General features: G+C 68.0%; 19 protein-coding genes and 3 pseudogenes. 8 read left to right on the plus strand and 14 right to left on the minus strand.

The features are described from left to right. Positions 1-82: 82 nt before the first annotated feature. Positions 83-1,081, minus strand: a complete 999-nt coding sequence (locus ACIQ7Q_RS24430; RefSeq protein WP_403865930.1) for an endonuclease/exonuclease/phosphatase family protein — start codon at positions 1,079-1,081, stop codon at positions 83-85. A 382-nt stretch (positions 1,082-1,463) separates the two neighbouring features. Between ACIQ7Q_RS24430 and ACIQ7Q_RS24435 the strand changes: the two genes are divergently transcribed. Continuing rightward, entirely contained in the window at positions 1,464-1,631 is a 168-nt protein-coding gene (locus ACIQ7Q_RS24435; protein WP_403865933.1) for a hypothetical protein, read from the plus strand. Between the two features lie 562 nt (positions 1,632-2,193). Here ACIQ7Q_RS24435 and ACIQ7Q_RS24440 read toward each other — a convergent pair. Continuing rightward, positions 2,194-2,366 (minus strand): annotated as a pseudogene (locus tag ACIQ7Q_RS24440) (hypothetical protein); the annotation flags it as partial. Positions 2,367-2,732: 366 nt separating this feature from the next. On the opposite strand from ACIQ7Q_RS24440, the gene ACIQ7Q_RS24445 reads away from it, so the two are divergent. Together ACIQ7Q_RS24445 and ACIQ7Q_RS24450 are read left to right on the plus strand one after the other, a co-directional pair. Next, positions 2,733-3,308, plus strand: a complete 576-nt coding sequence (locus ACIQ7Q_RS24445; RefSeq protein ID WP_403865936.1) for an RNA polymerase sigma factor — start codon at positions 2,733-2,735, stop codon at positions 3,306-3,308. Continuing rightward, on the plus strand, positions 3,305-4,255 hold the full coding sequence (locus ACIQ7Q_RS24450; RefSeq protein WP_403865938.1) for a hypothetical protein: 951 nt from the start codon (positions 3,305-3,307) through the stop codon (positions 4,253-4,255). The genes ACIQ7Q_RS24445 and ACIQ7Q_RS24450 overlap by 4 nt, the downstream gene beginning before the upstream one ends. A gap of 185 nt (positions 4,256-4,440) precedes the next feature. Here the strand turns inward: ACIQ7Q_RS24450 and ACIQ7Q_RS24455 are convergent. The 3 genes from ACIQ7Q_RS24455 to ACIQ7Q_RS24465 all read right to left on the minus strand — a co-directional run bounded on the left by ACIQ7Q_RS24455 (position 4,441) and on the right by ACIQ7Q_RS24465 (position 6,886). Continuing rightward, positions 4,441-5,249, minus strand: a protein-coding gene (locus tag ACIQ7Q_RS24455) for an IS5 family transposase (protein WP_403865941.1) whose coding sequence is annotated in 2 segments (ribosomal slippage) — positions 4,441-4,899 and positions 4,902-5,249 — 807 coding nt in all. Because the reading frame shifts where the segments join, the coding sequence is not laid out codon by codon here. A 378-nt stretch (positions 5,250-5,627) separates the two neighbouring features. Next, positions 5,628-6,305, minus strand: a complete 678-nt coding sequence (locus tag ACIQ7Q_RS24460; protein ID WP_403865944.1) for a class I SAM-dependent methyltransferase — start codon at positions 6,303-6,305, stop codon at positions 5,628-5,630. A gap of 140 nt (positions 6,306-6,445) precedes the next feature. Beyond that, positions 6,446-6,886: a hypothetical protein gene (locus ACIQ7Q_RS24465; protein ID WP_403865947.1), complete on the minus strand. Its 441-nt coding sequence runs from the start codon at positions 6,884-6,886 to the stop codon at positions 6,446-6,448. A gap of 191 nt (positions 6,887-7,077) precedes the next feature. On the opposite strand from ACIQ7Q_RS24465, the gene ACIQ7Q_RS24470 reads away from it, so the two are divergent. Both ACIQ7Q_RS24470 and ACIQ7Q_RS24475 read left to right on the plus strand, forming a co-directional pair. Beyond that, positions 7,078-8,364 (plus strand): multiprotein-bridging factor 1 family protein, encoded by a 1,287-nt coding sequence (locus ACIQ7Q_RS24470; RefSeq protein ID WP_403865950.1) that lies wholly within the window; start codon positions 7,078-7,080, stop codon positions 8,362-8,364. Between the two features lie 57 nt (positions 8,365-8,421). Next, positions 8,422-8,973, plus strand: a complete 552-nt coding sequence (locus tag ACIQ7Q_RS24475) for a hypothetical protein (RefSeq protein ID WP_403865952.1) — start codon at positions 8,422-8,424, stop codon at positions 8,971-8,973. Positions 8,974-9,976: 1,003 nt separating this feature from the next. Here ACIQ7Q_RS24475 and ACIQ7Q_RS24480 read toward each other — a convergent pair. The 3 genes from ACIQ7Q_RS24480 to ACIQ7Q_RS24490 all read right to left on the minus strand — a co-directional run bounded on the left by ACIQ7Q_RS24480 (position 9,977) and on the right by ACIQ7Q_RS24490 (position 11,554). Further along, positions 9,977-10,168 carry a hypothetical protein gene (locus ACIQ7Q_RS24480; RefSeq protein ID WP_403865955.1) on the minus strand — a complete coding sequence of 64 codons (192 nt, stop codon included), beginning with the start codon at positions 10,166-10,168 and terminating at the stop codon, positions 9,977-9,979. A 64-nt stretch (positions 10,169-10,232) separates the two neighbouring features. Continuing rightward, the gene (locus ACIQ7Q_RS24485; protein WP_403865958.1) at positions 10,233-10,895 is read right to left on the minus strand and encodes an HNH endonuclease family protein; all 663 of its coding nucleotides are present in this window, start codon (positions 10,893-10,895) and stop codon (positions 10,233-10,235) included. Positions 10,896-11,065: 170 nt separating this feature from the next. Then, positions 11,066-11,554, minus strand: a complete 489-nt coding sequence (locus tag ACIQ7Q_RS24490; RefSeq protein ID WP_403866502.1) for a DUF4265 domain-containing protein — start codon at positions 11,552-11,554, stop codon at positions 11,066-11,068. 184 nt (positions 11,555-11,738) lie between these two features. On the opposite strand from ACIQ7Q_RS24490, the gene ACIQ7Q_RS24495 reads away from it, so the two are divergent. After that, entirely contained in the window at positions 11,739-11,978 is a 240-nt protein-coding gene (locus ACIQ7Q_RS24495) for a hypothetical protein (protein ID WP_403865961.1), read from the plus strand. A 138-nt stretch (positions 11,979-12,116) separates the two neighbouring features. Here ACIQ7Q_RS24495 and ACIQ7Q_RS24500 read toward each other — a convergent pair. Then, positions 12,117-12,867: pseudogene (locus ACIQ7Q_RS24500) on the minus strand (transposase family protein). Between the two features lie 93 nt (positions 12,868-12,960). On the opposite strand from ACIQ7Q_RS24500, the gene ACIQ7Q_RS24505 reads away from it, so the two are divergent. Both ACIQ7Q_RS24505 and ACIQ7Q_RS24510 read left to right on the plus strand, forming a co-directional pair. Beyond that, the gene (locus ACIQ7Q_RS24505) at positions 12,961-13,350 is read left to right on the plus strand and encodes a hypothetical protein (protein ID WP_403865964.1); all 390 of its coding nucleotides are present in this window, start codon (positions 12,961-12,963) and stop codon (positions 13,348-13,350) included. 18 nt (positions 13,351-13,368) lie between these two features. Further along, entirely contained in the window at positions 13,369-13,704 is a 336-nt protein-coding gene (locus tag ACIQ7Q_RS24510; protein ID WP_403865966.1) for a DUF6233 domain-containing protein, read from the plus strand. A 456-nt stretch (positions 13,705-14,160) separates the two neighbouring features. Here the strand turns inward: ACIQ7Q_RS24510 and ACIQ7Q_RS24515 are convergent, their stop codons facing one another. From ACIQ7Q_RS24515 to ACIQ7Q_RS24535, 5 genes and pseudogenes are all read right to left on the minus strand, one after another. Next, positions 14,161-15,660 carry a SpoIIE family protein phosphatase gene (locus ACIQ7Q_RS24515; RefSeq protein ID WP_403865969.1) on the minus strand — a complete coding sequence of 500 codons (1,500 nt, stop codon included), beginning with the start codon at positions 15,658-15,660 and terminating at the stop codon, positions 14,161-14,163. Positions 15,661-16,065: 405 nt separating this feature from the next. Further along, positions 16,066-17,536: pseudogene (locus ACIQ7Q_RS24520) on the minus strand (UvrD-helicase domain-containing protein). Next, positions 17,523-17,906, minus strand: a complete 384-nt coding sequence (locus ACIQ7Q_RS24525) for a hypothetical protein (RefSeq protein WP_403865972.1) — start codon at positions 17,904-17,906, stop codon at positions 17,523-17,525. The pseudogene ACIQ7Q_RS24520 and the gene ACIQ7Q_RS24525 overlap by 14 nt, the downstream one beginning before the upstream one ends. A gap of 147 nt (positions 17,907-18,053) precedes the next feature. After that, positions 18,054-18,935 carry a DUF6083 domain-containing protein gene (locus ACIQ7Q_RS24530; protein WP_403865975.1) on the minus strand — a complete coding sequence of 294 codons (882 nt, stop codon included), beginning with the start codon at positions 18,933-18,935 and terminating at the stop codon, positions 18,054-18,056. Positions 18,936-19,089: 154 nt separating this feature from the next. Further along, on the minus strand, positions 19,090-19,344 hold the full coding sequence (locus ACIQ7Q_RS24535) for a helix-turn-helix transcriptional regulator (RefSeq protein WP_403865978.1): 255 nt from the start codon (positions 19,342-19,344) through the stop codon (positions 19,090-19,092). Between the last annotated feature and the right edge of the window lie 37 nt (positions 19,345-19,381).

Here is a 19,381-nt window from a genome sequence, read left to right on the forward strand (position 1 = left end):
GGTGGGGGGGCACGGCTTCCGGCTGTGGAGGAGGCGACCGCCTGACATCTGAACGTGATGGGCCGGGGGGGCGCGCCGGGGGTCAGTCGAAGTCGAAGGTGGCGACGACGGGGGCGTGGTCGGACTCGGGGTACTTGATGTCGGTGGCGAAGGCGATGGAGTCGTCGTGGAGGATCTCGTTGTGGATCTCTGAGCCGCGGTAGTGGGCGAGCAGGTTGCGGGTGACGAGCATGTGGTCGATCATCTGGCCGCGGCCGTGGTGGAACAGGGTGTAGCGGCCTTCGTCGGGGATGGTGTGCTCGATGGGGACCAGGACCCGGGTGGCGAGGTCACCGTTGTTGGTGTCCTCGACGTTGCCGCAGATGGCCAGTACGGGGACTTCTTCGGGCTCGGCGTTGAAGTCGCCGGCGACGATGATGCGCGCGTCCGCATCGTCGTCGAGGATCTGGTCGATGAGGCGCCGGACTTCCAGGGCTTGGCTCATGCGCTTCATGGACGAAAGGAAGCTGCCTTCGGCCCAGCTGTCGGCGCTGCGCCAAATGCCCTTCTGCGGGTCGATCACCTGGCCCGGGATGTCGCTGGGGAGCTTGGATTTCAAATGCACGGTGATGACGTGCAGCAGGCGGCCGGGGGCTGCGTGGTCGATGTCGATCTGCGCGTGCAGGATGGGCCGCTCGATACCGATCGGGACCGGCTCGACGTCGGGGGGTGTGGCGGTGAGCCGCTGGTAGCGGGGCTCGGCGACCAGGTCGTTCTTCAGCTGCTGGTGCTTGATGACCGGCAGGTGGGTGGCGATGACCAGGTTGCGCACGTCGAAGACCGCGTCGCTCGCGGGCTTGGTGCTGACCAAGGCCGCGCCGTCGAGGTTGGTACCGGCAAGCAGCTCCTTCAGGGCGAGCAGGGCACGCGGCTGGCCGGGGCGCTCCTGCCCATGGACTTCCTGGAAGCAGGCGATATCCGCCCTCAGCCGAGTGATCTGCGGCTTCATCAGCGTGATGCGTTCAGCCAGCGACGGGCGCCCACCCGCAGCGGTCTCGTCGAAGTTCTCCAGGTTGAACGTGGCAATCCGGATCTGTGTCACAGGGTGCCCCCAAGGCTCGCCATGGCCGGAACACGCAGCGTAACCAGGACTTGCTTTCGTGGAGGTGAGGCACGCTCGGCGTTCCACCAACTGCCGGCGCTCCCGCTGCCTGCCGCTGGACCTGGCCGCCCTCACGTGTCGCCGCGTAACAGGCCCTGCACCGTCCGGACTTACCGGAGCAGGGCGATACCCCCCGAGCGGCTCTCTGCGGCTCAGGACTTGACCGGCCCTTGCCGACTCCCACCCGGAGTTGGTCTTCCCGACCCCCAGTTGCCGGCGAACACGGCCATTTCGCGAGCGGTACTTCCTAAAGTCCCGGAATGTGACACGCCGACCGGTATACCTCACTGCAGACTGGGGCCTGTTCCCCGATGGCTCATTCATGTACACGTTCCTGTCATCATCCCCCGATTTCGTACCGGAAGACGAAGCCGCCGCTAAAGAAGCAGAGAAAGAAAGCGCCAGAGAAATTGAGAGATATGGCGTTTTCACTATCGACGCCTTCACAGCCGTACCCTTTGCGGTCCTGCTGAAGCCTCCAGTGACGTAGCACTTGATAGGTAGCGCTTCCGAAGATAAGTCGACCTCTTGCCGGGTGGCTGATCCCCCCTGTTCAGCGAAGGCCGGATGTCCCCGGGCACGCTGGAGTCCCACACGGCCGGGGCGCGCACCATTAACGGACAGCTGGCCCTGGTGGGGCGCCGCAAAGGTCAACCAGTCGCGGCTGTTGCTCGACACCCCCACTCGGCGATGGGTGACCCTGTACGACCTCGTGGCCGGCCCGCAGCGATGAAGGTGCTCTACAGAGCGCCTTCGGCGGCCCGCGACTGACCGCCGTGCTCACCCGCCTCGACCCGACCGAACGGTGACAGTCGCACTAGCCCACTCGGGGCCACCACGGGCTGAGGCCGCCGAGTTCACCGGTGTCCCACACCCGGAAGTCCTCGGCGAGCGGGTTGGCCGCAAGGTCAAGTTGCTCGTTCTGACCATCGCGGCTGGCGGAGCCGGGGTCCGGGCCGTCCACGCCCAGCTGAAGCGGTAGCGGTCGTGGCGCCGGGATCGCCGTGCAGAGCTTGTGCCGGGCGTTCCTGCTTTCGCCGAATCATTCCGATCACGTACCTGATCACATCGACACTCCTGCGCTCGTCGAAGTCGACATCGGGCATGGAGACGCGCTCGGGTTGAGGAAACGCTCGAAGACCAGACCGTGCGGGATCGGGTCGAGGTTGGTGATGCCCATGGCGTACGCGACGATCGAGCCCACCGCGGAACCACGGCCGGGCCCACAGAGGTCGGGGAGCATGACGGGCGACACGACCTTGGCTCAGGAATCGGTCTCTTCAGGACAGTGGCTGGGCAGCATGTCACGTTCTTCGCGCCCGGCTGCACTAAGGAAGGCGATGCCGGTTCACTGCATCGCCAGCCAGGAGCAGATCAGGAGGACAAGGGGTGGATCCGGTGGTGATCGCGAGCGTGGCGATCGTTCTCATGGGGGCTGTCAGCAGCGCCCTTCGATTCGCTCGGAAGCGGCTGGAGCAAGAGGTGGGACGTCACGTGTCCCGCCTGCTCTCCGAGCAGGCTCACAGCAGCCCGCTGTCGCGTTCCGCGGAGTGCGGCATCGGCTGCCTGGCGGGAGCCGGGGTGAGCCGTCATGGAGGACGCCGCGAGCGCTGAGCTTCGCGTCAGCGCCCCACTGGAGCAGCTGCCTACTCCAGGCCTGCAGGGCCGGGATCTGGCCGAGGAGCTGCATCACGTCGAATACCCCGGCCTGGTGCGTTTCCTGCTGCTGCATGGCGCCTCGTGGAGCGAGGCTCAGGACGCGGCGCAGGACGCGTTCACTCAGATGTGCCGGCCGGGTACGAGCATCCGGTATCCCAAGGCGTGGCTGCGTACGGTGGCATGGCGCTCCTGGTTACGGCAGCAGGTGTGTGAGGAGCCGTGTGCGGAGGTTCCGGACGCGCCGACGGCGCATTGGCAGTCTCCTGCGCACGCCGCGGAACTCGGGGTCGAAGAGCGGCGTGTCATCGAGCTGTTGCTGCTGTTGCCGGCCAAGCAGAGGGCTGTGATGGCGTGGACGCTGGACGGGTTCACCGCGCAGGAGAGTGCCGAGGCGATGGGGATCACGCCTGAGGCTGCTCGTCAGAACCTCTCCCGGGCGCGGGCGACGCTCAAGGCGCAGCTGGGGCTCGAGGGGTCGGGCGACAGGTACGTGGAGGAGGAGCGATGAGCAGGGATCGGTCTGACGACCGTCTCGAGGATGTGCTGGCCCGTGCGCACGGGCAGTTGGGGATCGCCGTCTATGACGGTCTGATGGGTAGGGGCGGGCCACCGGAGTTGCGCGATCCCGATCAGGTTCTGGGCCGTCTGCTGGCGGCTGCGCATCGCCGGACGGGGGATGCGGTGGTGGGTCGTCTGGCCCGTCGGCACGGGAGGGGACCGGTTGAGCGAGCCATCGAGAAAGGGAATGCGCCTGCTGAGGGACTGTTGATGCGGCGGTCGGCGCCGGTCCGGCTCAAGTACCGGGAGCAGGCACTGGGGTGCGCTCGGCGGTGCTGGCCGCTGGATGCGGTGCAGGTGACGGAGATTGCTGTCGAGGCCGTGCGGGACCTCATCAGCAGCCTTGAGGACGAAGTGCTGCCGGACGAGATGTGCGACAGGCTCCTTCGTCTGAGCCGCGACGTGGGCCGCGTGCTCGCCCTGCCGCAGTCGGCGCAACTGCCGTCGGCACTGGTCGGATACGACTATTTGGACGAGGTGGATGACTACCTGTCGACCTGCGCAGCGCGGCTCGTGGCACAGGCCCGCAGCTCCAAGCAACTGCTGGACAGCGAGCTGCTCCCCTACTTCGGGGCGCCGGAGGTGTCCTGGCTCGGCATGCTGGAGGTGTCACAGGACTTGGCGGACGATCTCGATCTGGCTCATCGAGAAGCCATGGCCCTGTCCAAGGCTGTCGCTGCGGTGAAGGAGGCCAGCACAGACTTCCGCGGGGCAGATCTGCGCTCTGTCGAACTGAACGGTGTCGATCTGGAAGGCATTCGGTGGGATGCATCCACCAACTGGCCCCCGGAATGGGAGCAGCGGATCTGGAAGGCGTCACTCGCAACAGGGGCAGGGCACGGGGAGCTCATCGTCGGCGCGGAGCCGCACGACAGCACCGTGCCCGCGGACATCTGACCAAGTTTCCCACGGTGCCTGGCCCTGAGGTTGTGTCCTGTCGTGGAGATACGCCAGGGCGTTCGGTGCAGGGCGGGGGCGTCCATGACAATGGCCGGGCCGGCAGCGAGTGTCTCCACGTCCTCGGGAGTAGGAGCGATCCTCAGATCGGTCCTCACCCGCCGGACGCCCCCTAAGACGTCGTTTCAGTTGGTGAGGCGGCGGTGGCAGATGAGGGCTGCGGCTATGCCGACGAAGGCAAGGAAGTGGTCGGGCTTGCGTTCGTAGCGGCGGTGGAGGCGTCGGCAGCCGGCCAGCCAGGACACGGTCCTTTCGACCACCCATCGGTGTCGGCCGAGCCGCTGTGAGGACTCGATGCCCTTGCGAGCGATGCGGTGGCGGATGCCGCGCTCACGGAGCCAACGGCGCAGGTGGTCGTAGTCGTAGCCCTTGTCGGCATGGAGCTTGCCGGGCCGTCGGCGGCGCGGGCCGCGACGGGAGCGGATGGGCGGGATGCCGCGCACGAGAGGCTCAAGGCCCTGGCTGTCGTGCATGTTGGCGCCGGAGATGCCGAGCGACAGCGGCAGTCCGTTCCGGTCGGTGATCAGATGGATCTTCGACCCCAACTTGCCACGATCGGTCGGATTCGGTCCCGTCAGTGACCCCCTTTCGTCGCCCGCACGCTGACGGAGTCGATCGCGCACCTCGACCAGTCCAGCTCGCCACGGGCACCGAGTTCGTCGAGGACCACACGGTGGAGCTTCGCCCACACCCGGGCCCGGCTCCACTGCGCAAAGCGTCGGTAGACCGTGGGCCAGGCCGGGCCGAACACCGGCGGGAGCTGCCGCCACGTGCAGCCCGTAGTGGCGACGAAGATGATCGCGGCCAGGGCCCCACGGTCACCCGCCCGCCGCCGGCCCCCGCCCTGCGGCCGCTTGACCTCGGTGGGCGGCACCACCCGCCGGAACAGCACCCACAACTCGTCCGGCACCAAACGCTGAACCAGATCCGTCATGCATGGCTCAACGAACAATCACACCAAAGGAAACGACGTCTAAAGAGTCGCACGGACACACCCACCTGGCGCGGGCTGTCCAGCCATCCAAGGCGCAGGTTGCGCTCATTGAGAGCCAGGCGGTCGCCTCGCCGAGGAGGACGGCATTCCACGATCAATGGTGGCGCAACAGCTCGTGAACGGGAGGCAATGCATGACTCATGCGACTTCTCTGTGCAGGCCGGAGCCCTGCCTCGCAGACGGCAGGTCTGACGGCGCCGACATCAGGGGGCTCTGTTCGGCAGTTGGAGTGAACGAAGCCATTCAGGGGCACAGGCGGCTCCCGCCGGGCGGGAGCTGCCGAAGACAAATTGTCTTCCGGCCGCGACTGAGCCGGAGCTAGCGGGAGGTTGCGCGCGCACGCACGAGAAGCGTGCCCAGTTTCTCCGGCTCGGGCGCGGCCAGCACCTGTGCTTCGATGTCGGCAAAGCCATGTCGCTTGAGCAGGTCGGTCCAGGCGTCCGTCGTGTACTGCCAGCGCATCACGGTCAGCTCCCGCCCCCTGCCCTCTAGCCATTTGCCGCGCATCGGCTGCGGGCCATACGCGCCGGCGCTGGGCTCTGCCTGGCTGAATGCGAAGACGCCGCCGGGCGCGAGACGCTTGGCGACGAGCGGGAACAACTCCTCGGGATCGGTGAACCACACCGCGCCCCACACCGAGTAGATGGCATCGAACAGGTCGCTGTCAGCAGCGAGGAAGTTGCACACATCCGACTGGACGAACCGCGTCAGCGGCTCGTCGTTCCACCAGGCGCGGGCACGGGCCACCTGCACGGGTGAGAAGTCGACGCCGGTCACGTCCACGCCCTGACGGGCGAGGAAGACGACCTCCTTGCCTTCGGCCGGGCCGAGGTCGAGCGCGCGCCCGGGATTCCCGAGCACCTCTGCGCCCGGCCCGTGGCCGGGGTACTGCGTCCACTCGAACCGGTCGACCATGGGGACGGGCTGCTCGCCCTGGCCGCGGTGTGGCATGTACGTGTCCCAGTACTCGATGGCCGTGGAAGGCAGAGGGGGCATGAGGCTCCTCGCGAGGCGCGTTCCGATGGAGTTGGCCACCGTACCGGCGCCTGGCAGGAGCTGTGGGCGAATGACCGCCCTGCACGAACGAGGGCCCGAGGACGCTCACAGCGTTCTCGGGCCCGACCGCCGTTGACGGGTCAGTGGCAGTTCGCGCCCGGCCGGCAGGGGCCGCACTTGGCGTAGTCGGCCTCCCAGAGCTTCCAGTCGACGTCGAAGCCGTTGTCCGCGATGATCTGCGCTGTGCGCTCCACCGAGCCGTCGTACTTGAACTCGATCTCGGGGATGTGCTCCAGGAACTTCCCGCCGAAGTGCTCGTGGCAGAACTCGCGGTAGTTCTTGGTGTCCAGGATGAAGACGTGGACCGCGATGTCCACGGTCCGGCCGCAGCACATCTCCAGGCCCTGGCCCCACTTCTCGATCGCCGTGATCAGGTAGGAGACGGCGGCCCCGAAGAGGCGGGTGGCCATCACTTCATCGAAGGGGTAGTCGCGCATGAGGAGCTGGACCTCACGCTCCCAGACCTCCGGCCGCACGAACTCGCGCGGGTCACGGACCTGCGTCTCGACCGCAGTCGCCATGCTGTCCTCCGTGATCTCTCGGCGTCCCGCCCGCTGCGGTGACGCCCATTCCAGAGAACCGCCCAGCGGCCGGCCGCAGTGATCGCTTGCCGCACCGTGCAAGTCGTTTGCACGTCCTGCACACGCCGTATACGGCCTGCTTACGGCTGCATACCCTGGGCAGGTAGTCCTGCCTGCGCCGGGGAGGCCAGATGAACGCGGATCAGCTCTGGAGCTCGAGCGCCGTACGATCCCTCATCGCAGCACTCGACCCCGGCGGCCTGATTCGGAACGCCCGAGAAAGATGCGGGTGGCGGCAAGCAGATCTCGGACACCGCATCGGCTGCTCAGCCTCCACAGTGTCCCGGCTGGAGAACGGCAGGCACGTCGACCTGAGCCTCCTGCGGCTGGCAGCGAAGGCGTTAGACGTGCCCCCGATTGTCCTATCGGCGTCGCTCGGGTTAACCAGCCTTCCGAGCACTAGAGTTGCGCCGGACAGGCCGCAAAGCGCCCAGGAGGACCCGATGCGCCGCCGCACGCTACTTGCCGCTACTGGCCTCGCGGCCCCGACGTCTCTCCTGGCTGGTTTAGGTGACGCACTCGCAAGCTTGCCCGATCCCACGGGATCGCCTGTGCCGCTGGATACCCGTCTCACCGCAGCCCGCAACTACTTCGACTCCGGGGAGAACGCTTCTCTCCTGCGAGTCCTACCCGGCCTGCTGGCCGATGGCCATCAGGCGGCCCGTGGGCGACAAGACATCGCGCTCGCCCGACTCTCGGCCACGTACAGCCTTGCCTCGCAGGTGCTCACAAAGATCGGCCGCTACGAGCAGTCGCGCCTGACAGCTGACCGGGCGACGCTCTACGCCGAGTGGTCCGGCTCCCCGCTCGCCGCAGCAGCCGCCGCACGCGAACTGAGCATCGTGCTGCGCCACCAGGACCAGCCCGCCGCAGCCGAACGGCACATCCTTGAAGCGGTCGCCAAGGTCGAGGGGACCGGACTGCAGACCGCCGCCCAGGCGTCGGCCTACGCACAGATGCTGTGCACCACCTCTTACACAGCTGCACGGGCCGGCCATCGCGACGACGCCCTGGCCATGATTCGCGAGGCCACGCGCGCAGCCCGCGACCTGCCCCCCGAGGCACCGGAAGGGCGACTCTTCCCCATCACGCCTGCCGCCGTCGATCTGTACGCCGTCGGGGTCCACTGGGCGCTCGGCGACGCCGGCTCAGCACTCGAAGCAGGTCGCAGGCTACGCGCGAGCCAGTTCAAGACGGCCGAGCGAAAGGGCCGGATGCACACCGACCTTGGCCGGGCCTGGTGGCAGTGGGGCAGACCCGAGCAGACTGCGGCCGAGCTCCTGAGCGCCGCACGCGTATCTCCCAGCGAGGTCCGCGACCGCCCAGCCATCCGGAAGATTGTCGCCGACCTGCGTTCCAACCACGCCCGAGTCACGGGTGTCCGCGAGCTCGTGAAAGTCGCCCGCCTGGCCGCGTAACCCAAAGGCACAATGCTTCTCGCGCCCGACCGGCGGCGCCGGGACGGGGGCCTTTCCATGAGCAACGAGCTGGCCATCGGCATCATCGCGGCCGCGGCGGCACTGGCCGGAGCGGGGATCGGCGCGGCCGGCGCTGTCGCCGCCGCACGACACGCGGCGCTCGGCGCGCGCTACCAGGCGGACAAGCAGGCCGCCGCCCAGCACCAGCAGTGGCTGCGGCAGCTCCTGCAGAAGGCCTACGCCGACTTCCTCGCTGGGGCAACCCTCAACGCCGGGCGGATCGAGGAGGCCTTCGAGAAGCTGGACGCCGGGCAGAACGACAGGGCACTCGACCTCATCACCAGCGCCGACCACGCCTCGATGGCCACACAGCTCGCCACGCTCGAAGTCGAGGCCCCCGACGCCGTGATCACGGCGGCCCGGACCTTCACAATTCTCATCGCGGGCGCGCGGCAGCAGGTGATGGAGCATCTGCTCGCCCATCAGGCGGGCACACCTCACGACCGCGAGACGCTGAGGAGCGAGCGGGCCCGCTTCCACGACGCCCTCTTGACGACGCACATGGCGTTCCTCAACGCCGCGAGGGCATCCCTGCGCGCAGACACCTGACCACACGGCGGTACCGGCCGAGGAGGACGAGAAGTGGCGCACCTGACGCCGGTGCTGTCGTCCAAGACGATCGACCGGGACCTGATTTCGCCAGCAGTACGACCAGACGGTGAAGTACACCACCGCCCTGCGCCTGGGCACCACCGAGGCCGAGCAGGTCCTGCGGTGATTAGGCCTGTCCGGCGGATCAAAGGGCCTTGGCTGGGCGCGCCCGGTGAGCCGTGTCAGCTGCGGTATCTCTCGCAGTGGGACTCTGGAGCCTCACCAGTTGGTGGACTCCCTATCAGCGGCCGGAGTTCGTGTACCGAACGAGCGTCTTGTGCCAGCGAGGGTGTTTGTCACGCCATGGGGCAGCCCCGGCCTCCGCCGACTCACGTGGAGCGGGACGTCAGCGCGAAGAGGTACCGATCCATCACGAGCGCGAGCTTCGGTGTAACAACACCGCAGACAAGCTAGAGCCCCCGAGGCGGAACGTGACGGCCACGACGGGGGCTCTCGCTCAGCAACCCCGAAGAGGCGCTTGGAGTTAACCCAGCCACTGTCCCACTCCCCCTCGAGCCGTCGGCCGGCCGCCACGGCACAAGTCACCTGGACGGACCGGAACGCACGTACACAGGTACACACGTGGGCGCTTCGACGAGGGACGACCAGGGCAGCGGTACACAGGTACACAGGTCCCGACCCAGTGCGGCGCGGGCTGGTCTTCCTGCCCGCACCAGTCGTTCTCAGGTCCGTGCCGAACAGCACCGCCAGCCTTGAGGCTCGCCCGTACATGATCACGTGACCACTCGCCGCAACCTAGGCACAGGCCCCGAAGCTCCAGCACACATCCATGCCGCCCAGGCGGACCTTCTCGACGCACGTCCATCTGCCAGCTCTGAGCGAGCTACGAGCCTGCGGAGCCCTTGGATTGCGTCCCACCGCGTCGCCGAGCCGCTACGGGGCCTCGGAACTGTCTGCAGCAGAGGATGCGGAGCCCATACGGTAACTGACGCCGGTCGCGTCACACTGTGCTCGCGCCTCGATGGCAGTAGTGCCAGTGAGGGTCGTGAGGTTCGAGTCCGAACGGCTCGCGTACGTACACGGCGCCGTTCCAGCACTGTTGGTAGGGCGGCCTGCCGTCGTCGTCGGCGTCCACTGTCGCCGCTCCGCCGTCCAGCGGGCCGCCCTCGATCCCCAGCGTGTATGTCGTCACGGTTGATCAACGCCCTGGAAGGGCCCGGGTCACCCCCGCTGCACGACCTGGTAGTGCTGGATCGCTACTGGGCCGGCTGGTGGTCGATGACAGTTTCCTCGCAGGGGCCGTCGGCGAAGATCTTGAGCGCATCGAGTTCGACCTTGTCGACGGTCAGGCCCCAGCGGAGCTTGGTGCCGATCCACTCGCCGATGTAGCGGCAGTACTGGTCGGACGCCGGCGGGAGCCACTCGGCCGGGTCCTGGTCGGCCTTCGAACGGTTCGTGCGGGCCGTGACCGCGACCAAGGAAGTAGCAGCACCCTGGTCGTTGGCGTACGCCTCGCGCTGGGCCGCGGTCCAGGCGGAGGCCCCGGAGTCCCAGGCCTCCGCGAGCGGGACCATGTGGTCGATGTCGAGCGCGCTCGCCAAGGTGACCATCTGACCGTCGTAGTAGGACAGCCACGTCCCGCCGGTGATCGAGCAGCCGGCCCCGACGGTCGGCGCCTCGATCGCCTCGGCGATGAGCACCTCCTGGCGGGTGTTGCAACCGTCGGTCGAGTCGGCGCCGGCGTTCCAGTGCTTGAAGGCCGTACGCGTGTAGCCCACGCGGCTCTCGTCGGCGACGGGCAGCGCGGACAGCGCATCGGGCAGCAGGACGGGGGCGGCGGCCTGGGCCGGCGCCGGCGCGAGAGCCGGGATGAGGGCGAGGGTGAGCGGCACCAGGCCGCGCAGCAGTTTCTTGATCACGCTCCTGTGGATAGTGGAGCACCGGGCTCCAGTCCTCGCGGAACCGTGGGGTCTCACCCGGACGGGTGTCGATCTTCACCGGAGAAGCGGTTGGCCCTTGTCCCGTGACAGCGAAGGTTGATCGCGTGCCATCGAAGGTTGATCGCGAGGGACTTCAGTGCCTGTAGGAGTCAGGCGTGCCACCACTCGTCGGTGCCGCAACCGACTTCGTAGTGCCACCAGCCCTCTTGGTTCCCTTGGTTCAGGAGTGCTTTGATCCCTGCGAAGTCGGCGCCGACCGGTGCAGTGAGGGCCACCATGGGGAAGTCCTCGCTGAAGACTTCACCGCCGAGTCGGAACGCTGAAAGGCGCTGATGCACTGCCTGGGGGCTGCGCCCCAGGGGGCCGGAAGGGATCGGCACGATGCGAATCGTGCAATTACCGGCGGAACTAACCCGCCCGACAGCCCAGTGCAGCCCGTCGGAGTCGGTCTGGAACCGCACAACGTCGCCCTCGGCCACGCCGTCCTGGAGGAACGGGACGTTCTGAATTCTGGCAGTGTCGACACTGAGTCTCGTCGCCCACAGACCTTCCGTGTCCTGAGGGAGCCAGCCCTCGCGCGGGACGAACCGGAACCACACCTTGATCTTCTCGACCGCGTTCTCCATGGCGGCAATCATCTGCGGACCGCCCATGGCATCTCGCACCGGGTCTGAGCCGGGCGGTCAACCTTCGCTGTCACGAAACGGCCAGTGAACAATCTTCGGTGGCAATGATCAAGGTTCGATGACCCAGGACAGCCCTGCCGTCATGCCGGGCGTATCCGGCGTGCACGGTAAATCGAACACATGTTTTACTGCGGGTATGGCGAGATCGACGTTTCCTGACGACTTGATGCAGGTCCAGCGTGAGTGGGACCGCGTCTATCGGGCGCTCGCCACCCCGCGCCCCCACGGCGCGGCGGAGCTGCGCCGGCGCCTGCTGCTGTTGTCGGCGCGGATCTTCACCGACCCGCATCTGGGCACGAACCGGCCCAGCACCGGGTGGGCGGAACTGCGCCATCAGGCGCGCCTCGAGGGCCAGAAGGCAGGGAGGCATGAGTGACTTCACCGAGCGACAGGTGCGCATCCTGCGCTGGAGTCCGTGGGGGTGGTCCAGTGCCGCGGCGCGGCCCGCCGGGCGGGCGTGGCTGACGTGCTGACCGTGACGTGCGAGCAGGAGTGTTCCCATGAATGAGCTTCTTCAGCGTTGCAGCTCCAGTGTGAGGATGGCCTTGGCGATTGACGTCATGCGGTTGGGGCTGCAGCGGGATCTGCGGAAGATCCGCCAGGACTTCAGGCGGGCGACGCCGCGTTCGACGGGTGCTCGTGCTGCGGCCAGGGCACGGTTGAGGGTCTTTTCGGTGGGGGTGAGTTCCTTCAGGGGCCTGCGCTTGATGCCGGTGGTCAGCCACGGGCCTGCGCCCTGGTAGGCGAGATCGGCCACGATGGGAACGCCCTGGCGCTCGCAGATCCGGATGATCCGGTGGGTGCGGGGCGGCGGTCAGGTCGTGGGTGCGGCCCGGCAGGGCGGGCGAGAGCCACAGCAGCCGGCCGCCGGGGTCGGTGACGACCTGCACGTTCACGCCGTGGCGCCGGTGTCTGTGGGAGTAGTCGGCTCGGCCGTCGCCGACCCGGTCACACTCGGCGAGGGTCCCGTCGAGAAGGACGAAGTCGGGTTCGTGCTCGCGCAGTGTCTTCAGCAGACCCGGCGCACGCGCGGCGAGCAGGTCGATGACCGCGCTGGTGTAGGCGTGGGCGGTGGACTCGCTGATTCCGAACCCGGTGGCGATCTTCGCGAGAGTGGTGTGTCCGCGCAGGTACACCAGTGCCACCATCGCGCGCTGGGACGGGCGGAGCTTGCAGCGCCGGTCGCCCTCACGAGTGATGATCAGCATGGTGACCCACTCCACGAGCGCATGCGGCAGGTCGAGTGCGGCAGGATGGATGACCAACGAGACCCCCGAGCAACGTGATTGAGACGTCAGACATCTCGATCAACAGCCCGGGGGCCTCGCTCGTTGCGCTTCACGGCCATCACCCGATCGGTGGCCAACTCGAAGAAGCTCACTGAGACGGAGTTCCCGGAGGATCTGCGTGCCGCGCAGATCCGTCTGCACCAGGCGACTTCCGAGTTGGCCGCGCTGTGCCGCACCTTGCCGTGGAGCGTGGAGCCGATGCCCGGCTGGCCCGGCACCGAGCACCCGCACACCGGTGAGGTTACCGGCGGCCACGAGGACGGCCCCGGCTGGACCGAGGAGCAGAAGCGGAAGGTGAAGCGGCTGAGGATGGAGTGCATCGACCTGTCCGTCCGGGTCACCACCCACTCGTACTGGGCAACGCTCGAGGGCGAGCAGCGGGTGAAGGCCCGCAGCGACCTGAACGCCCTCACCCGCCCGTCCAATACGCCCGCGGTCGATGTCGCCCGGGCCGCCTGAACCCACCAGGCGACCGTCATGTCCGACCTACCGCCCGACCTCCCGAGACTGCGCACCCTGGAGCACTGGCTCACCCTCATCCTCGACCGGGTCCGGGAGCGGATCAGCTACCTCGAGCAGCGGCAGCGCGAGCAGGCGCACGGCGCCGCCGTCCGCCCACCCGTGCCCGACTGGATCATCGAGACCGGGATAGGACAACGCCGCGAACCGCTCTACGTGCACGCCGGCGGCTGCCACATGGCCGGCAAACGACAGCACCCCATCGACCGCGCCCAGGCCATCCGCGCCCTGACCGACGGAGTGGAGGCCTGCGCCCACTGCCGCCCCGACACCGCACTGCACCTACTGGACTGACAGAGCAGCCGGCCCTCCCGGCAGGCAGCCGCCGGACCTGATCCGCACCGCCGAGACGAGCCGGCTACTTGCCAGGAGGCGCGAGGCTTCCCGCGCGACGGAGTGGCTTTCTTCGCCGTCGCCTTCTTCGCTGTCTTGGCCGTCGTCTTGTGGCCGGCTTCTTCTTCGGCTTCGCCCTATCGTTCACAGTCGCGTGCTCGCCGTCACCGCGAGCTTCGCGGGCCTTCTTTCTCCACGCTGGCGTTCAGGGTGACCATCAGGCCGACGACTTGCCCGGCCGGTTCGGGCGCGGCTTCCGCGGAAGGCGGCTGCTTGCCTTCGTCCGCGGATGATGCGTTGCCCAACTGACAGTCCCGCGGCCGGCACGGTGGGCGGCGCGGAAGTAGGTCAGATCACGGTTCGAACGCGCAGCTGGAGCACCACGCCTTGCAGAAGGTGCCACGCCCCGGTGACTGCCTAGCCCGCCGGGTAGGAACTGGCCCGGGCGATAAGCAGGGCGACGTCGTCGTGGTCTCCCCCAGGGCGCAGCGTTTCAAGCAGCAGGTCGCAGGTGGCGTCCAGCGAGCGGTCGGGGTCGTCGAGCAGGTCGAGAAGCGCGTTTAGGCGTGCGTCGATCGGCTGATGTCGTGTCTCGACGAGGCCGTCCGTGTAGAGGACGAGCTGGTCGCCCGGCTCTATGTCGAAGCGAGTGGTGCGGAAGGGGACGCCGCAGCCGCCCAGCGGTGCGCCGGTGGGAAGGTTGAGCAGCTCGCTTGTGCCGTCCCGATGGAGGAGAACGGGTGGCAGGTGCCCGGCAAGGGAGACGTCGCACTGCGCGGCGTGGAGGTCGTAGACGGCGTAAATACAGGTCGCAATCGTGTCGAGGCCGTCGGTGATGTGGTCGAGGTGGTGCAACACCTGCTCGGGAGCCAAATCGAGGTCGCCCAGGGTTCTGGTGGCGGTGCGCAGCTGGCCCATGGTGGCCGCGGCCCCGACGCCGCTGCCCATGACGTCGCCGACGACGAGGGCGGTCTTGTCGCCGGCCAGGGGGATGACGTCGAACCAGTCGCCGCCGATCTCGATGGTGGCCTGGGCCGGGCGGTAGCGATAGGCGACGTCGAGACCAGGGCGCTGTGGAGGGGGGTGTGGCAGGAGGCTGCGCTGGAGGGTGAGGGCGGTGCGGCGTTGTTCTTCCATGGCGCGGTGCCGGTCGGTGACATCGACGCTGGAGGTGGCCACGCCCAGCACTTTCCCGTTGGGGGATTCGAGCCGGTAGAAGGAGATCGACCAGGCGTGATCGTTGTCCGGGTCGGCCGCCGTGCGGCCGACGGTGTACTGGTCCAGGATCGGCACTCCGGAGGCCAGGACCTGACGCATGGCACCTTCGAAGGACTGGTCCAGGAAGGGCAGCACCTCATGGACGTGGCGGCCGATGTGCTCGGCGGCCGGCACCCCGTTCATCCGTTCCTCCGCCGGGTTGACGGAGATGTACCGGAGATCGGTGTCCAGCATGCCCAACCCGATCGGTGACTGGGACACCAACTGGGCGGACAGGGAGAGGTGCCGCTCCACCCGCCGTAGTGTCGCCTGGTCCGTGGCCAGACCCAGCGCCCAGTAGTCGCGCTGGTCGTCCTGGAGCCGCATGTTGCGGAACTCCACCAGCCGTGAGCTGCCGTCCTTGTGCCGGATGGGGAAGACCCCTGCCCAGCTCTCGCCGTCCTGCATGACCTGGGCGAACAGCGCCAGCACTGTGTCCAGGTGCTCCTTGTCGATCAGCAGGTCGCCCGCGTACCGGCCCAGCGCCTCCTCGGCGCTGTAGCCGAACAGCTCCTCGGCCTGCGGGCTCCAAAGATCGATCCTGCCCTCCGCGTCGAGCAGGACAGCGGCCACATTCAACACATCAAGCAGACCACCAGGCCCGGACGGAACAGCACCCGTCGCGGCGGGGTCGCCTTGCCAGGGATCGGGTGCACCCATGCTCAAGGCTCCTTCCAGCCGCAGCCAGGCCGCGTGCCCGGCCGGGTCGCCGGCGATGCCGCTGCTCCCGCCATCCCATCGTCCCTACCCCTGCTCGCACGCGCACGCCCGAACCCGACCAGGAGGGAGGGTGCAAACCGCATTCAGCCCTCGAAGCCCATGTTCGACGCTCCCCGTGATCAACTCTGTAGTAGCGGGGGTTGGGGGCGGGCGTGGCAGGCCAACGTCCAACCGGTGTTGCCCGGCGCGTTCAGATGACGATCCGACTTACGGTCGCCCGGTGTGGTTGCCTCGGCTCCAGCTGCCCGTTTGAGGGTGGGTACCGGGAAGAGCCAACGCCGGAGCGAGCCGCCCGGCCAGCCTGCGGCTACGGCTGCCACACGGATCCGTGCAGTCATATGTCGGCTATACAGAAGACCCGGCAGGATGGTCGTTGATCCAGGAGAGGCCTCCGAGGTCGAGGCGGGTGCGGGCTCGGGTGACGGCTACGTACGCGAGGCGTGCTTCTGTTTCGTCGATGGGTCCTGGGACGGGTCGGCCGTCGTTGTCTCGTTGGTCGGTGTCCTTGGGTGCGGTGAAGTCGTCAGCGACTTTCACGGTGCTCCATTCGCGGCCTTTGGCGCGGTGGGCGGTGGAAATCGTGGTGTCAGCAGTGTCTTCTGGCACGAGTCGGTCGACGGCCGTGAGGACGGTGTCTGTGCCGTGTTGGTCGATGAGGTCTACGAAGGGTTTGAGGTCGCGGCCTGCGGGGTCGGTCTCGGCGTAGTCCTGGAGTTCGCCCCAGGTGGGGAAGAGGATGAGTTCGGGGTGCCCGGTGCGGCGTCCTTCTTTGAGGTCGCGGGCGGCGAGGGCGAGGGCGCGGAGGTTGTCTCCTCCCCCGGTCAGGGCGACTCGGCTGCCGGCGGCGAGGTGAGTGAGGACTTCGGTGATGGCTCCGATGTTGGTGCGGCACAGCACTGCTTGGGGGCGGGGGGCGGGGGGCGGGTGCGAGTTCGGTGGGGATGGTGGTGGTTCCGGTCAGGCGGATGGGGGCGTCGGCGATCGCGAGCCAGCGGTTGGCTTCGGCGGCCAGGTTGGGGCCGAAGCGGAAGGACTGGGACAGGGCGAGGGTGGTGCCGTCGAAGCCGGTCATGATGTCGCGGGCGCCGCGCCATCCGTAGATGGCTTGGGCGGAGTCGCCTACGACGACCACTTGGGTGTGGTCGCGTTGTGCGGCGATGACGTGTTCGAGGACGGGGTTGGTGTCCTGGGCTTCGTCGAGGAGGAGGTAGTCGGCTTCGATTCGCGGTTCGCTGAGTGCCCAGATCTTGAGGTAGTGGTCGTGGTCGAAGCGGACGATGCCGTTGTCAGGGTGTTGGAGGTCTGCCCAGGCTTTGCGGGCGAAGGGCAGTACGGTGTCGGCGAATTGCTTGTGGAGTTCGGGGTCGTCGAGTCCGCGTAGGCGTGGCACGTGGTGGCGGGTGATGATGCGGTCGGCGGAGTGGCAGTAGCGGGTCAGGGTCTTCAGCACTGTCTGTGAGAGGGCCTTGTGTGTGACCTCGCGGTTGCCGATGCGGAGGTTCTTGGTGATGCCGAGGGCTTGTCCGGTCTTCCAGCCGGCTTGTCGAGGGCCGCCGAGTCGGCGGGCGTAGCGGTGGCCGACTGCGGCGTAGGCGAGTGCGTGTGCGGTCTTGCAGGTGACGGTGGATGGGAAGCGGCGCGCGGCGTCCTGGGCGATGGCTTTGTTGAAGGCGAGGTAGCGGCCCCGGCGTGGGGTGGATGCGGCGAGGAGGGCCAGGGTGCTGGTCTTTCCGGTGCCTGCGCCGGCTTGGAGCGCGAGGTGGCTTCCGCCGCGGAAGGTGTCGGTGGCGGCGGTCTGTTCGTCAGTGGGGTTCAACACCCGGGGGCTCCGTGCGGATTGTGGGTGGGTCGAGTCGACGTGCTGCGGCAGCAAGGAGTTGGTGCGGGGTGTTCCAGGCGAGGAGTTCGTCGAGCGTGGTGGCGAGACGCATTGCTCTGTGTTGTTCGGTACGGGCGAGGGCTTGCGTGATGGTGTGGGAGAGGTGTTCGGCGGGGCTGCGGTGGTGAGCTCTCGCGTTGCGCTTGAGGTGCCGGTGGGCGTCTTCGGGGAGGGCGATGTTGAGGAGCACGTGGCCGGAGGCGTCGGGGTAGTGGCTGGTGATCACGTCGAGGGGCAGAAGGGGCGTGAGCAGTTTTCGGGTGCGGTGCAGTGCTTTGGCGAGATTGGGGGCGCGGATGGTGGCCATCAGGTGTCGTCGTGTGTGGTTGGGGGCGAGTGGCAGGGCTGATGCTCTGGTGGCGTGGTTGAGTTCTACGGTGGTGCAGGGCCGGGTCAGGATGATTTCGACGGCGTGGCAGGTCGGGGGACGCTTTCGGGGCATGGGTGCCGGCTCTCAGGAGTTGGGAGCGGTTCGTTCCGGTTCTCGGCGCTGGCGCCGGGTGCCGGTGGGCAGGCGGTCGTGAATGTGCTGGTGGTGGAGCAGGGGGTCGAAGGGTTCCCAGTCGGTGAGGGCCAGGTCGGCTGCTGAGGGGGTTGCGGCGTGGACGGTACAGCGCTGGGTGCGCCAGCGGACCTGTTCCTCGTAGGGGAGGTGGCTGAGGTCGTAGAGCGCCATGACTGCGGCTGGGAGGGCGAGTTGGCCTCGTTCGGCAGTGGCAGGCAGCAGCTTCCAAGTCCCGGCGGGCGCGTCTGAGGAGAGAAGGGGGCTGGTGCAGCGGATTCGCCGGCGGGTCTGGGCGACGCACTGGATCGCGTCGATGGGTTGGGCGGCGAGGTAGCGGCCGTAGAGGATCTGCACGACCGGGCGGGAGGGGCGGCAGGTGGGCTCGGGTGCGGCGTTGACCTCGGGGCAGGGTGGGATGAAGGCGCGGGTGTCGAGCAGGCGGCGAGTGCGGATCGCCAGCCGGCGCCGCAGGTCGGCGAGGTGAGGCGGCAGCGCTGTCCGTGCCGTTGACGGGCACAGGCGGGCATGCGGGATGCGGCACCAGGCGGATCCGTCACCAGCCGGGAAGGCGACGCCCGACTGGACGTGCCAGCGCAGGGGCGGCGGGACTGCGGCTGCTGGAAGTTCGTGGGGGTGGAGGGCGATGCGCCGGGTGTGAGTGTGGGTGTACCAGTCGATCCGGTTGCCGCAGTCACGGCAGGTGGCGGACTGGGCCGTGCGCAGCAGGCGGGTGGGGCAGTCCGCGGCCACGCGCAGGGTGCGCTGTGGGCAGTCGCCGGTCGGTGTGCCGTCCCAGCGGCGCGGAACGGGGTGGGAGTCGGGTCGGGACATGGTCGAAAAGTCCCAGCCGACACGCCGGATGTGCGGGGGCCTTACCGTCGGTTCCCTCTGGCGGCTCAATCATGGGGAACTGGAGAACGAGGGGCGTACATGCATGCTGTCGGGGTGACCGGATCGGGTGATCTCGCCAGCGGGGGCGGTGAGGTCATTCGCCCGGGGGCTGGTGGCCCTCGCAGAGCGTGCCGAAGAGGTGCTCGAGTGGCACGCCGAGGGCGTGGGCGAGGGTGTGCCAGGTCGCGAGAGATCCGATGGTGCGGCCCTGCTCGATCTCGATGAGGGTGCGCCTGGACAGGCCGCTTTGGCGGGCGAGCTCGTCGTAGGTCCATCCGCGTTCGCCCCTCAGGCGTGCCAACTCCAGACGGAGGGCGGTGAGGTTCGGGTCGGGCGGAAAGATCGTCACCCGCCAATCCGAAGGTGCGGCCACCGGCCTTGTCAGT

Source organism: Streptomyces sp. NPDC096176 (assembly GCF_044763255.1).
Lineage (GTDB): Bacteria > Actinomycetota > Actinomycetes > Streptomycetales > Streptomycetaceae > Streptomyces.

Excerpts from the sequence above, each read along its gene's own strand:
- ACIQ7Q_RS24435 (WP_403865933.1), top strand. The coding sequence starts at position 1,464 with ATGTACACGTTCCTGTCATCATCCCCCGATTTCGTACCGGAAGACGAA.
- ACIQ7Q_RS24445 (WP_403865936.1), top strand. The coding sequence starts at position 2,733 with ATGGAGGACGCCGCGAGCGCTGAGCTTCGCGTCAGCGCCCCACTGGAG.
- ACIQ7Q_RS24450 (WP_403865938.1), top strand. The coding sequence starts at position 3,305 with ATGAGCAGGGATCGGTCTGACGACCGTCTCGAGGATGTGCTGGCCCGT.
- ACIQ7Q_RS24460 (WP_403865944.1), bottom strand. The coding sequence starts at position 6,305 with ATGCCCCCTCTGCCTTCCACGGCCATCGAGTACTGGGACACGTACATG.
- ACIQ7Q_RS24465 (WP_403865947.1), bottom strand. The coding sequence starts at position 6,886 with ATGGCGACTGCGGTCGAGACGCAGGTCCGTGACCCGCGCGAGTTCGTG.
- ACIQ7Q_RS24470 (WP_403865950.1), top strand. The coding sequence starts at position 7,078 with ATGAACGCGGATCAGCTCTGGAGCTCGAGCGCCGTACGATCCCTCATC.
- ACIQ7Q_RS24475 (WP_403865952.1), top strand. The coding sequence starts at position 8,422 with ATGAGCAACGAGCTGGCCATCGGCATCATCGCGGCCGCGGCGGCACTG.
- ACIQ7Q_RS24490 (WP_403866502.1), bottom strand. The coding sequence starts at position 11,554 with ATGATTGCCGCCATGGAGAACGCGGTCGAGAAGATCAAGGTGTGGTTC.
- ACIQ7Q_RS24495 (WP_403865961.1), top strand. The coding sequence starts at position 11,739 with ATGGCGAGATCGACGTTTCCTGACGACTTGATGCAGGTCCAGCGTGAG.
- ACIQ7Q_RS24510 (WP_403865966.1), top strand. The coding sequence starts at position 13,369 with ATGTCCGACCTACCGCCCGACCTCCCGAGACTGCGCACCCTGGAGCAC.
- ACIQ7Q_RS24515 (WP_403865969.1), bottom strand. The coding sequence starts at position 15,660 with ATGGGTGCACCCGATCCCTGGCAAGGCGACCCCGCCGCGACGGGTGCT.
- ACIQ7Q_RS24525 (WP_403865972.1), bottom strand. The coding sequence starts at position 17,906 with ATGGCCACCATCCGCGCCCCCAATCTCGCCAAAGCACTGCACCGCACC.
- ACIQ7Q_RS24530 (WP_403865975.1), bottom strand. The coding sequence starts at position 18,935 with ATGTCCCGACCCGACTCCCACCCCGTTCCGCGCCGCTGGGACGGCACA.